The organism is Aggregatimonas sangjinii, from assembly GCF_005943945.1.
Taxonomy (GTDB): domain Bacteria; phylum Bacteroidota; class Bacteroidia; order Flavobacteriales; family Flavobacteriaceae; genus Pelagihabitans; species Pelagihabitans sangjinii.
Genome location: NZ_CP040710.1, coordinates 2,446,729 through 2,460,127, shown reverse-complemented (window position 1 = coordinate 2,460,127; position 13,399 = coordinate 2,446,729). Strand labels below are relative to the sequence as shown.

The following is a 13,399-nucleotide window of genomic DNA, read 5'->3' as shown; positions in this document are numbered from 1 at the left end:
TCGGTATTTTAAGCGTAAAATTTTATAAAAACAAGAAGATGATTAGAAACCCAAACTAAAGGCCTGTTTGGCAATTTCCAGTTCTTCGTTCGTAGGGACCACGAGAATTTTAACGTCGGAATCGTCTTTGTTAATTTCTAGGATAGCAGATGACCGAGTGGTATTCTTTTTCTCGTCGATATGGATGCCCAGCACTTCCATATCATTACACACCATGGCCCGGAGCAAACTGGAATTTTCGCCGATACCTGCGGTAAATAATAGGGCATCCGCACCATTTAGGACTGCTATATAGCTTCCGATGAATTTTTTGATACGATAGGCTGTCATGGCCAAGGCCAACTTGCAATCCTGATTGCCTTCTTCCGCTCCTTGTTGTATTTCCCGCAGATCGGAATAGCCCGTTAAGCCCATGAGTCCACTTTGCTTTTGCAGCAATCGATTAGCCTCCTCCGAGGAAAGCCCTAAGCTATCCATCAGATAGAAAACAACGGACTGGTCGATGTCTCCACTTCGAGTGCCCATGATGAGTCCGTTCGAAGGGCCGAAACCAAGGGAATGATCGATACTCTTCCCGTTCTTAATGGCGGTCATACTGCATCCATTTCCCAAATGAATGCTGATCAGTTTGTTTACAGGCTTTTTGAGGTAAGCGATGGCCTGTTCTGAAACATATTTATGACTGGTGCCATGAAAGCCGTACACGCGAATATGGTGTTCATCCGCAAGTTTTTTGGGTATGGCATAGCGATAGGCCTTTTCGGGTAGGGTTTGGTGAAAGGCCGTATCGAAAACGGCCACCTGCGCGGCATTGGTGAATAGCGTGGAGGCAACTTTGATTCCTATTGCATTCGCTGGATTATGAAGGGGCGCTAAGGAAGCTAAACGTTCGATTTCCGCCAGAACGCTCTCATCGATTCGGGTAGGCTGATCAAAACGATTCCCCCCATGCACTACGCGGTGCGCCACTACAGCTATGTCATTTGGGTCTTTAAGAACACCGATTTCGTCATGTAATAACAAATCGGTAATCGCCTTCAAACCCTCTTGATGGTCGGCTATAGATCGAATTTCTGAGAACGTGTTTTTTTTGGTCTCATAATGAACCTCTGCATTTTCAAGTCCGATCCGTTCCACCAGGCCTTTACAGACGACTTCTTCGGAAGGCATAGCGATCACCTGAAATTTAATGGAGGAACTTCCTGAATTGATAATAAGAATTCGCATTCGCATTAGTTTTCCTGTGCTTGTATGGCGGTCACGATGACGGTATTGAAGATATCCTCGACCGTGCAGCCTCGACTTAAATCGTTTACCGGTTTGTTGAGTCCCTGTAGCATCGGGCCAATGGCTAAGGCCCCTGTCTCTCGCTGTACCGCCTTGTAGGTATTATTGCCCGTATTGAGGTCGGGAAATATCAGCACGGACGCTTGACCCGCCACTTCTGAATCGGGCAATTTACTTTTACCTACCAAAGGGTCGACCGCTGCATCGTATTGTATAGGGCCTTCAACTTGTAAATGGGGATGGGTACTTTTTACGATTTCGGTGGCCTTTCTTACTTTATCCACTTCTTCGCCTTTTCCGGAACTTCCCGAAGAATAGGATAGCATGGCGATCTTGGCTTTTATTCCGAAAGCTTCGGCAGAGGCGGCGGAGGAAATAGCGATTTCGGCCAAGTGCTCAGCAGTAGGATTCGGGTTGATGGCACAATCCCCGAATACCGAAACCCTATTTTCCAAACACATAAAGAATACCGAGCTTACTACGCCGATACCAGGTTTGGTCTTAACGAACTGAAGGGCAGGACGGATAGTGTGCTGTGTAGTATGAATGGCTCCGGAAACCATTCCGTCGGCATGACCCTGGTAGACCATCATCGTACCAAAGTAGGAAACGTCGAGCATGGTATCCTTGGCGACATCCATATTCACTCCTTTATGCTTTCGTAACGCGCAGAACGTCTCGGCATAACTTTCAAAATGCGATGAAGTTGCTGGGTTGATAATGTTCAAATGTGAAATATCGATTCCAAGCTGCATTGCCTTCTTGTCAATTTGTTCTTGATCGCCTAAAAGAGTAATATCCACAATGTCTAAAGCACTTAATTCACTTGCTGCTTCTAAAATCCGGGCATCTTCACCTTCAGGCAGGACAATGTGTTTTTTGTGTTTTTTGGCCCGTTGCAGGAGATTGTATTGAAACATTCTCGGGGTCATACTCTTGGGCTCCAAGGTCTTTAAACGCTCCAATAGAAGCTCTCCGTCAATATGACTGTTGAAAAGTGAAATAGAGGTTGCGATTTTCTGCTTGCTTTCCGCATAGATTTTCGATTTGATGTTCCCGACCATATTGGTCGCGTCAAAGGTTCCTTGTTGCACCGAAATAATGGGCACATGGGTTTCGAAACCTTCCAGCAACTTGATAATCGAGGGCTCGGGAAGGAGGCCTCCGGTCAGGACGATACCGGAAATCGTAGGATAATTGTCGGAAAGGTTCGCTTGTAGGGCACCCAGGATAATATCGGCCCTATCCCCAGGCGTTATGACCAGGCTATTATCACGGAGATGGGTCAAGTAATGATGCAATTGCATGGCGCCCACCCCAAAACTTCCCGTCTGGTTGTCCAAATTGTCTTTACCAAAAAGGACCTTACCGTCCAGTGATTCCAATATCTCCTGCAGGGTAGGGTGGGATAGGTTTTTGACCCTAGGCACGGTAAAGGAGATCGTTTTGTCCTTCAATTCCTCTTCCAGGCGTTGTTGAAGTAGCTCTAAGTTACGCGGGCGGACTTTATTGGCCACGACGCCCAGTATTTCAATGCCTTTTTGGATATAGGTATTGACAGCGGATTCGAGATTGCCACAAAATTCCTCCAAGTTTTTTCCTCTGGCATTATCGATTAAAATCACGGGAATACCGAGGTTTTTGGCAATATCGATATTCAAATCGAATTCGATGATGCTTCCATCGCTGGAGAAATCGCTCCCTTCTACTAATACAAAATCGAATTGCGCTTCGATCTTTTTGTATTTGGATATGATGATATCCAAAATATCGCCTTGTCTTCCGTTGTTAAAAAGGTCAACAACTTCACTCTGCGTCAGGGCATAACTATCCTTCGGAAGGATATCCAGTTTAAAATGGGTGGTGACCGTTTTTATATGATTGTCAATTGCCCCATCATCAACGTCATCGATAACAGGCCTGAAATAGCCAACTTTGGCCATCTTACCTAGAAGGAGTTGCATCAAACCCAAGACCACCAAAGACTTACCGCTATGCGATTCTAAGGCGGCAACGTAGAGGGCTTTCGTCATAATTTAATAGTGATTGGTTATTTGGATAAAGATATGGGTTTTCCCTTTTTAGAACGAAAATCCGAAAGTCACTTTTATGCCTATTATTTCCAAAAGGATAAGTTAGATTAATACTGTACTATCGGGGATTGTGCATTTTTAGCAAATGTCTTCGAAGGCAGCTATTTTCTGGAAAATGGGGATAGTAGCTGTCATTTTATGGGAAAAGAGGTCTTGGAAAGAGTTTAAAATATTGCAACGTAGCGTTGCCCAAATTAATTTTCAAGCCGGTTAATCAATCCCTTCCCCTGGACCTGTTTCCTTTGTTTCGATTTCTATTCTTATTATTTTGACCCCGATAGTTCGAGCTGCTCGAGCGGTTACGGTTGGCATTTCTGGAGCGTTGTTGCGGTCTTCTTTGCGTAGTCGGTTCTTCTTCTTGGGCATCTTCCATAAAGGGATGTTCTCCCAATCGGGGCACCTCCTGCTTGATCAGTTTTTCTATATCCCGCAAATAAGGCCTTTCTTCCGACATGCAGAACGACAGGGCGATTCCACTAGCACTGGCACGACCCGTTCTTCCAATCCGATGCACGTAGGTTTCCGAAACATTTGGTAGATCGTAGTTGACCACCATGGATAGCTCCTCTACGTCGATACCGCGGGCGGCGATGTCGGTGGCCACTAATACTTTGAGTTTACCATCTTTGAAAGCGCCTAAGGCTTTTTGTCTTGCAGCTTGGGATTTATTCCCGTGTATGGCGGCAGATCGAATGTCGTCCTGTGCCAACTTTTTGACAATCTTATTGGCGCCATGTTTCGTTCTGGAAAATACCAAAACCGAATCGTCGGGCCGTTGTTGCAGTAGGTGTATCAGCAGTTTTGGCTTGTTGCCCTTACTGACAAAGTAAACACCTTGTTCTACCTTTTCCGCCGTAGCTTGTTCGGGCTTTATCGTGACCCGCTCAAAATCGCCCAACATTTTTCGTGAGAGTTCAACGATGCTCTTGGGCATCGTTGCCGAAAAGAAAAGCGACTGTCTTTTTGGGGGTAGGGCGGCGATGATTTTTTTGATATCATGAATAAAACCCATATCCAACATCTGATCGGCCTCATCGAGAACGACGAATTCCAAATCGCGAAAGGTAATATAGCCTTGGTTCATTAAATCAAGTAACCGGCCAGGTGTGGCTACTAGGATGTCGATCCCATTTCGTAAGGCATTTACTTGTTTGCCCTGTTTTACACCACCGAATATTACAGTACTTCGAAGGCCGGTATGCCTCCCATATGCCGTAAAACTCTCTCCAATCTGGATAGCCAGTTCTCGGGTCGGGGTGACCACCAAGGCTTTGATTTTTCTTTTGTTTTGCCTAAGGCTGATCCGCTCGTACAAGTGATGTAGAATAGGAATTCCGAAGGCAGCGGTTTTTCCGGTACCTGTTTGGGCAACCCCGAGGAGGTCTTTGCCTTTTAAGAGAATCGGTATGGCTTGTTCCTGAATAGGAGTTGGGTTGGTGTAGCCTTCCTCTTGGAGTGCTTTTAGAATGGGCGTAGCGAGCCCGAGGTCTTTAAATGTCATAAAAATTTATAAGCCGCGAAGATACGGTTATTTAAGGTAGGAATGTATAGTGAAAAAGGCGATAGTTTATACTTCGAACGGTAGTGTTGGAACTTCCAAGCTGTCGGCGTGAAGGCCGGTACGCTATTGGGATTTGAAATCCTACTGCGTCTTTAGCGCTACAATCTCTGGTTACCCGATTTTAGAACGTCAGATACCAATCTCTGTCAATTTTGGTGCGTTAAACAGAATATCCAATATTGTGAGAACCACTCGATAACCATTTTCCTAGAGGTGTCGTATTTGTTCCTGCAAAGCGTCCGAATAGGCGCTGGAATCAAAATCTGGTTGTTTTTACGACCTAGAATATTTTGGGATAGGAAATGGAATCTGTCGTAAATAAACTTGTTCAATCCCATCCCTTAACATTACAATAAAATTGGGTATTAGAGCTGACTAGTTCTTAATACGATATTTCATTTAATACTTTATATATATTTAGATAATCAAATGAAGATGATTATATTGAAAAATAAAAATCTTAGGAATAATAGTGTTCAAAAGGATTGGGAATGCCGATTCGGAATTCATCATAAAGTCTACGTTTTTTTTCTTTGGATAGAGCGATGCCCGTCATGCCAATTACCAAGCAAATAAATGACGTGATTTTTCTTTTTAGGACGAACAAATTTTTTAATAAGTTGGGTATAGGGCTAAGATAATCCTACGAACGGATGTATTCCTGAAAACAAGTGTATTATAACCCTTCTGACGCAGCTTCCGCACAGCGCTCCCCATCCATTGCCGCAGACACGATACCGCCGGCGTAGCCGCCACCTTCCCCACAAGGAAACAGGCCTTTGATTTCAGGGTGTTCCAAGTGCTCGTTTCTAGGGATGCTCACGGGAGATGAGGTACGGGACTCCACACCCACGATATTGGCCTCTTTTGTGTAATACCCCTTCATTTTCTTTCCGAATTCGCTAAAACCTACACGCAATCGACTACCGATCAGTTTGGGAAGTAGCGAGTGCAAAGGGGCCGATTTCAATCCCGGCTGATAGGAGGTGGGGTTGAGGTCCGTTGATAAATTACCTTCCACAAAATCAGTTAAGCGCTGCGATGGTGCTACCTGACTTCTCCCCCCTGCTGTAAAGGCCAAACGTTCTAAATCTTTTTGGTATTCCAATGCGCGCAGTTCTCCATATTTTTCATACTTATATAAGTCCCGTTCCGCATCTATTTGGACTACGATGCCCGAATTGGCGTAAAGGTTATTTCTTTTGGATGGCGACATGCCATTCACGACGACCTCTCCTGGTGACGTAGCGGCTGGTACGATAAAGCCGCCTGGACACATGCAGAACGAATAGACCCCGCGACCCTTTGCTTGGTGTACCAGGCTATAGGCTGCAGCCGGAAGCAATTCATGGCGTTCCCCTCTGCAATGGTATTGTATGGAATCGATGATATGCTGCGGATGCTCCACCCGAACCCCCATGGCGAACGACTTCGCTTTGAGGGCTATTTTCTTTTTTTGCAACAGATAAAAGATGTCTCGGGCCGAATGACCCGTAGCCAAGATCACCTTTTCTACTTCCAAATCTTTTGAATCATTTAAAACTATGGATTTCAATCGATTGGATTCGATTATAAAATCTGTTACTTTAGTATTAAAGTGTACCTCTCCGCCATGCGAGATAATAGTTTCGCGTATGTTTTGAACGATTTTGGGCAGCTTGTTCGTGCCGATATGCGGATGTGCGTCCACCAGAATTTCCTCGGTGGCACCATGGTGCACCAAGCTTTCGAAAACACGCCGTACATCCCCTCGTTTTAAACTTCTTGTATATAGTTTTCCATCAGAATAAGTGCCCGCGCCACCTTCCCCAAAACAGTAATTGGAGTCTTTATTTACGATATGGTCACGATTAATGGCCTTTAGGTCGCGCCGTCTTTCCCGTACATTTTTGCCGCGTTCGAAAACAATGGGTTTGTAACCAAGCTCCAAACAACGCAGTGCCGCCCACATTCCGGCAGGACCAAAACCGATAATATGAATGGGCTTCGCCTTAGAGACATCTTGGTATTCAAACATATAACCGCCAGTTGTCGGCATAGGCTCGTTAATGTACACTTCCAATTTGTAATTAAAATAAATGCTTGGTTTTCGGGCGTCTATGGACCTTCGCTGTACCTTTATTTCTATCTCCTCTTCGGCAACCCCAAGGTGCTTGGCAGTTTTGGCCTTCAACCCGATTTGTCCTTCCTCCTTTAAGCTAACCCGTATTTGGATATTTCTGACCATACGGGCAAAGCTAGGGAAATTGTAGAAGAAGCTAGTTGGCCTTCTGCTAAAGAAATTCGGGATGTATTCAGGCTATGGGCTTTCTCAAGATACTAGCGACGTATTCCGCCTCCAATGAGGAGACAGGCATCCTTAGCATCTGCTACTCTTGGTATTTCTCGAACCAGGCCAGGACACTGGCGATCTTAGCGATAAGGTTACTGGGTTTATTGGCGATTCCGTGACTGGCACCCGGTATACGAACCAAGGCGGTTTCAACACCCTCCAGTTTCAAGGCGGTGTAGAATTGTTCCGATTCCGCAATGGGTGTTCTATAATCCTCTTCCCCTGTTAAAAGCATCGTAGGCGTGGTTACATTGGCAACATAGGATAGCGGGGAACGCTTGAAATAACTTTCCGGGTCTTCCCAAGGTTTTTTACCAAACCAGTATTTGGCAAAGAAGGCCGCACCATCTGCGTAAAGCACAAAACTGGTCCAATTGATAACGGGTTTTGCTACTACGGCCGCCTTAAAGCGATCTGTCTTGCCTACGATCCAAGCGGTAAGCACGCCACCGCCGCTTCCACCTGTAACAAATAGCTTTTCGCTGTCCACAAACCCCTTGGCGATAACGGCATCGACGCCTGACATTAGGTCTTCGTAATCGTGGTTCGGGTAATCGTGATGGATTAGATTGCCAAATTCGGCACCATATCCGCTGCTACCTCTAGGATTGGTGTAGAGGACAACGTATCCGGCGGCAGCATAGGCCTGAATTTCCGCAGCATATACCGAGCCATAGCTGGCAAAAGGCCCTCCGTGTATTTCAAGGATCAGCGGATATTTTTTCGAAGCATCGAAATCGGGAGGTGTCACTACCCAGCCTTGAATGTCGCGTTGGTCGTAAGATGACTTCCACCAAAGTTCTTCTACCTTACCCAATTTTTTAAAAGCGAACAGGTCGTCATTCACGAAAGTGAGCCTTTTGCTTCCTTTTTTATCCCAGACGGCCAAATCGGCCGGGTGTTCGGTTCCACCGAGTGTGTAAGCGATTTTTCCGGTATTGGAAACGGTATAGGTTCCCGCATTATAAGGTCGGCCCAAAGAAAGGCCACCAAGGTTTTCTACCTTGTCGCTAACCTTTCCGGAAAGCGAAATATGCGCGACTTTGGTGTCGCCTTTGTCATCATATTGAAAGTAGAGTCCCTTACCATCCTTGGCCCATTGTATGTTCGAAATGCTTCGGTCGAAGCCACCGGACAGTAATTTTGGTGTTCCAGCATTCAAATCCATAAGGTACAATTGGTCCAATTGATAGCCCAAAAGTTTATCGTCAAGACCTGTGTAGGCAATGGTCTTGCCATCTGGGGAAACCTTTGGGGAAGTATCCGGACCGTAACGGTCTGTTAGCGCTTTTATACTGCCATCGACCAGCGAGAGTTCGTAAATCTCACTATTATTAGGTTCGAAAGCCTCGTCAGGATTAAAATTGGCAGAAAAATAAAGTTTTTGGCCATCTTTCGACCATTCGGGGGCACCATGGTCAAAGTCGGTCGAGGTCAATTGCCTCGGCGAACCCCCATCTATGGGTAGTGTGAACAGCTGCAGATTGCCCCCTTTAATATATCCTTGACCATCGCCTCTGTAGTTCAATTTGTCGATATAGGTAGGTGGGGTGTTCCATTTTGCGCCCTCTGGCTTTTCAGGCATTTTTACGATGGATTCCTCTTTTTTGGGAACGAACATGGTGATGGCGAGATGGCGGTCGTCCGGTGACCAAGAAACTTGCCCCGGAGCTTTTGGGGTATTGGTCAAAGGTGCCATCTCTTTCGTGTCCATCCACATGACGTACAATTTCATGCGCTCGTCCTGCCTATTCGATTTAAAGATGATTTTTTGCCCGTCATGGGACCATCTGGGATAAAAATCGTTTTGGTTTCCCGTTGTTATGGGTTTATTGTTGGAGCCGTCGGAATTGATGACCCAGATATTCGACAAATTCTTATCGGTCATCACGTCCTTAAAATTCCTGACGTAGACAATTTGATTTCCGTCTGGGGAAATTTGAGGGTCGGAGACGAATTCCATATTAAAAATATCGATCAATTCCAGGTTCGTTTTATTTTGGCCAAAGGCCCAAATAATGCTGCTCAAAAGCAACATTATGAATACTGAATTTCTCATAGAGGATGTTTAAGTTGTATTTCGTTTATTCCGCTTTAAGATAAGGGATTATCGATAAGTTTGAAACTACTCGAAACTGTTGATTTTTTTCACTTTAACCTGATAGAGTTCCGAACATAAGATACGCCTTTTAGTTTTCGGGAAGGATTATAGGGGAACCCAAGTCACTAGAATAGACTGAAGGATAAAAAAAACGATGAATGGAATGATCAAATACCCCATGACATCCCTCGCTTGAATTTTGATTCCTTTGCCCATAATCGGAAATACCAGCAACAGGTAAAAGGGCTGTAAGGCGTTGGACAGGCTTTCGCCGTATGCAATCGCTAAGGAAGCCCTCGATATCATTGCCGTGACCTCACTCGCCGGTAATCCTGTTCCGAAATTCTTAACGGCATCGATAATACTTGGTCCCACAACCGCAAATTCCCCACCTGCCGAGGGGATGGCGAAATTCATGATTCCGCCGGTCAAATAGGAGAAGAACGGATAGGTGTCAACCGAGGCTACCGATACCAATAGTTCTGCAAATTTTTCACCTAAACCGGTGTAGAGCATAATGCCCATAATGCCGGCATAAAAAGGATATTGGTAAAGTATTCCGGACACATTGCTACTCGATCGTTTCATGGCAATCACATAGCGCATCGGGGATTTGTGCAATACCAATCCCAATATTAGAAAAATAAAGATCATGATGTTAAAGTCCAATTGAAAACCTTTGGTGTAAAAATGATAGCAGATGTACACTAATCCCATAAACGCTATGGAAAACTGAAGCCAGATGGCGTTATTCAATCTATCGGAAAAGGATACGACTGCTGAATTCATACTTGCGGCTTCTTCTTTGATCGATAGTTCGTTTTTATTGATCGAGCCATCCAACATAGTATTAATTTGCTTGAAGTGTTTCGTTTTCGGAATCAGCAAAAGAATCATCAAGGGCGCGAAGACGACATACAGAACGATCATCGCCATATTTAATGTAGAGCCCAAGGTAAGCGATGTTGGAAGGATTTCCGTCAAGACTCCGGACTCGATCAAATAGTTCTTTTCGGTGCCCAATAAAAGCGGAATGGAACTTGAAAGACCGGAAACCCAACTACCAAAACTAAAATAGACGCAAGCCACCAAAAACGGATAATTAACACCTTGTACGCGCAGTGCCAACGCCCTTGCCAGGACACAGATGATAACGATCCATCCAAAACTGACCAATGCGAGTAAAGTACCGATAAGTACTACAAAAAAGTATACCTGTCGGGATGTTTTTATATAATTGGTCAACCCATCGATACCTTTGTTGACGATAGGCGATAAAGCGATAGCAAAACCTGTAATGATGATCAGTACGATTTGCATCCCGAACTCCAACAAGTTCCAAAAACCGCCGTACCATCCCTTAATGATTTCCAAGGGTGTCGTTTCTAACCAGAAAAATGCCGTTACTCCGGTTAAAATTGTCAACAACATTGCAAAAACAAATGCGTTGGGCATATATTTTTGGAAAAAGATGGTTGCTCTTTCTCCGAGTTTTTGGAGCATTGTTAATTGGTTTTGGTGAGATGCTATATTAGTATGAAATCAAGGAGCTTTCATCTATTTACCGGTCAATTAGTTTGTGTCTCCGCTAGCGTTTTGGCATTGGACAAAATGTAATTTTTAATGTCGGCTACGTCTTGTTCTTCCAAACGGTCCTTAAAACTTGGCATTCCTTTTTCCAGAAAAGTACCTTCGGTAACAATCTGTGCAAACATTTCAAATATCGCTGCCTTGGAATAATTTAGATTAGGTATGGTGCCGCCACCTGCTGTTTGGCCGCCTCCGCCGTGACAAGCAGAACAATAGCGCGCGTAAAGTTTGTTTCCATGTTCGAGCTCTTCGGGAGATGCGTCAAAATCAAGGCTGACCAATTGTTTCGACTCCTTTTTTGGAAAATCAGGTAGGGATTCATTTTTTCCTAGGGCAAAGGTGTAGATAGTACCCGGATTGATTTGTTCCGTAAACGACATCCAAAGTCCCAGGACGCCACCCCAGCCTACAGGAATGGTAACGTATTGTATACCGTCGATTTCATAAGTAATCGGCGAGGCGATAATTCCCGTCTTTAAAGGGTACGACCAAACTTTTTCGCCCGATCGGGCATCATAGGCTACGAAATCGCCAAGACCCGTTCCTTGAAACACCAGATTTTCGGTCGCTAGAACGCCGGCATTCCACGGGGTGGCATGTTTAACGCTCCAAACCTCCTTTTGTGCAATGGGGTCCCAAGCGATCAGTTTACCAAAAGTTCCGCGTTTTAGCGTATCTAGGCGTACTGCTTTTGTGGCATTATATGCCGAACCCGTGTTCCAACTTTTGCCATCATCGATAAAGGAAAAATTTTCGGGTTGCCCATAGAACATGGCCATTTCACGGGCTGGAATATAGACCAGTTTTGTAGATGGGCTAAAAGCCATGGGCTGCCAATTATGCCCGCCCACGGGCGAAGGCGCGATTTCTGAATTGGTATCGGAATATCGGGCAAAACTCGTTTCAATAGGGCGTCCCGTTGCTTTATCAATACCTTCGGCCCAGTTTACGTACACGTAGGGTTCGCCGGAAATAAATTCCCCATTGGTTCTATCGATAACATAGAAAAAACCGTTTTTGGGTGCTTGTATCAAAACCTTTCGCAGCTTTCCGTCTAGTTCCAAATCTGCTAAAATTATATGCTGGGTAGCGGTATAATCCCAACTGTCGCCGGGAGTTGTTTGATAATGCCATTCTTTGGTGCCATCCGCTGGATTCAGCGCCACAATGGAGGATAAGAATAGATTATCCCCGCCTTCCGGACTTCGAATGTCCCTATTCCACGGCGAGCCGTTACCAACGCCAATATAAAGCAGATTAAGTTCGGGGTCGTAGGCCATAGCGTCCCAGACGGTTCCGCCACCACCGAATTTCCACCATTCGCCGGTCCATGTTTTGGCGGCCTCTTCCATTGCTTTCGATTCATATCCTTCGTCAGGATTACCGGGAACCGTGTAGAAACGCCAAATTTCGTCGCCGGTTAGGGCGTCATAGGCAGTTACAAATCCTCTCACACCATATTCCGCGCCGCCATTTCCGATAATGACCTTACCATCGATTATTCTTGGAGCCCCGGTAATCGTATACCCTTTCGCTTGGTCAAAGGTCTGAGTCTCCCACGACTTTTCCCCAGTGGCAGCGTTAATCGCTATCAACCGACCATCAAGGGTTCCGACGTAAACCTTGCCTTTATAGATGGCGACACCTCTATTCACTACATCGCAACATGCTTTTTCGCCATAGCTCTTCGGAACTTCGGGATCATATGTCCAAATCAATTCCCCTTTTCGTGCATCTATGGCATACACCATACTCCAAGGCCCGGTGGAATACATAATACCATCGACTACAATGGGTGTAGCCTCGATGCCCCGGCTTGTTCCTAAATCGAGGCTCCAAGCCAATCCAAGACTATCAATGGTAGACGCATTTATCTGATTTAAAGGACTGAACCGATTCTCTTTGTAGTTTTTGCCGTAAGAGAGCCAGTCTTGGGGAGTGGCATCGGCGGATAGCAATCGCTCCCCATCGATTCGTTCGGAAATCTTGGTTAGGTGCTCTAAGGATCCTTTTTCCGGTTCTGTTTGGCAGCCAGCAATTAATGCCAATCCACCTAACGTCGCTAAAAGTTTTAGTTGATTTTTCATTTAACGTGATTTTTAGTCGGAGTGAAAACTACAGCTGTGTTTTTAACACCACTAGGCCTTATAAAGGTTTTATAGATTGTAACGTGCAGGAGGAACTAGCTTAAAAGTAGCGAATTTGCACAGCATTCGAGAAGAAAGCCCAGAAATTTCCATAGGCTTAATTAAAGTGTAAAGTTATATATGGGGATTCAATTCATTTATATACAGTCCGTTGATATTTTAGTAGAACTTTTAAAATCTAAGAAGAAATACATAATTCGAGACACTGTTAGGTCAAAACCAGGGTATGGACAACTTGCTCATATCCGAATTTAATCTAAGATTTTCACTGTGTCCGCTACGTTTTTT

7 protein-coding genes are annotated in these 13,399 nt (G+C 45.0%); all 7 read right to left on the bottom strand.

All coding sequences use genetic code 11. The annotated features are described in order from the left end of the window. Positions 1-42: 42 nt before the first annotated feature. A complete protein-coding gene (locus FGM00_RS10120; RefSeq protein WP_138852795.1) occupies positions 43-1,227 on the bottom strand; it encodes an acetate/propionate family kinase in 1,185 nt (394 codons plus the stop codon). Positions 1,228-1,232: 5 nt separating this feature from the next. Beyond that, positions 1,233-3,320, bottom strand: coding sequence for a phosphate acetyltransferase (gene pta, locus FGM00_RS10115; RefSeq protein WP_138852794.1), 2,088 nt, complete (start codon positions 3,318-3,320; stop codon positions 1,233-1,235). 274 nt (positions 3,321-3,594) lie between these two features. Next, positions 3,595-4,881, bottom strand: a complete 1,287-nt coding sequence (locus tag FGM00_RS10110; protein WP_138852793.1) for a DEAD/DEAH box helicase — start codon at positions 4,879-4,881, stop codon at positions 3,595-3,597. A 736-nt stretch (positions 4,882-5,617) separates the two neighbouring features. After that, positions 5,618-7,168, bottom strand: coding sequence for an NAD(P)/FAD-dependent oxidoreductase (locus tag FGM00_RS10105; RefSeq protein WP_138852792.1), 1,551 nt, complete (start codon positions 7,166-7,168; stop codon positions 5,618-5,620). Between the two features lie 142 nt (positions 7,169-7,310). Further along, on the bottom strand, positions 7,311-9,332 hold the full coding sequence (locus FGM00_RS10100) for a S9 family peptidase (protein WP_138852791.1): 2,022 nt from the start codon (positions 9,330-9,332) through the stop codon (positions 7,311-7,313). Positions 9,333-9,479: 147 nt separating this feature from the next. Continuing rightward, positions 9,480-10,877 carry a short-chain fatty acid transporter gene (locus FGM00_RS10095; RefSeq protein WP_138852790.1) on the bottom strand — a complete coding sequence of 466 codons (1,398 nt, stop codon included), beginning with the start codon at positions 10,875-10,877 and terminating at the stop codon, positions 9,480-9,482. A 65-nt stretch (positions 10,878-10,942) separates the two neighbouring features. Then, the gene (locus FGM00_RS10090) at positions 10,943-13,051 is read right to left on the bottom strand and encodes a PQQ-dependent dehydrogenase, methanol/ethanol family (RefSeq protein ID WP_138852789.1); all 2,109 of its coding nucleotides are present in this window, start codon (positions 13,049-13,051) and stop codon (positions 10,943-10,945) included. Positions 13,052-13,399 lie beyond the last annotated feature (348 nt).

Bases quoted from the DNA above. Each gene is read 5' to 3' on its own strand.
- FGM00_RS10120 (WP_138852795.1), bottom strand. From the start codon at position 1,227: ATGCGAATTCTTATTATCAATTCAGGAAGTTCCTCCATTAAATTTCAG.
- pta (WP_138852794.1), bottom strand. From the start codon at position 3,320: ATGACGAAAGCCCTCTACGTTGCCGCCTTAGAATCGCATAGCGGTAAG.
- FGM00_RS10110 (WP_138852793.1), bottom strand. From the start codon at position 4,881: ATGACATTTAAAGACCTCGGGCTCGCTACGCCCATTCTAAAAGCACTC.
- FGM00_RS10105 (WP_138852792.1), bottom strand. From the start codon at position 7,168: ATGGTCAGAAATATCCAAATACGGGTTAGCTTAAAGGAGGAAGGACAA.
- FGM00_RS10100 (WP_138852791.1), bottom strand. From the start codon at position 9,332: ATGAGAAATTCAGTATTCATAATGTTGCTTTTGAGCAGCATTATTTGG.
- FGM00_RS10095 (WP_138852790.1), bottom strand. From the start codon at position 10,877: ATGCTCCAAAAACTCGGAGAAAGAGCAACCATCTTTTTCCAAAAATAT.
- FGM00_RS10090 (WP_138852789.1), bottom strand. From the start codon at position 13,051: ATGAAAAATCAACTAAAACTTTTAGCGACGTTAGGTGGATTGGCATTA.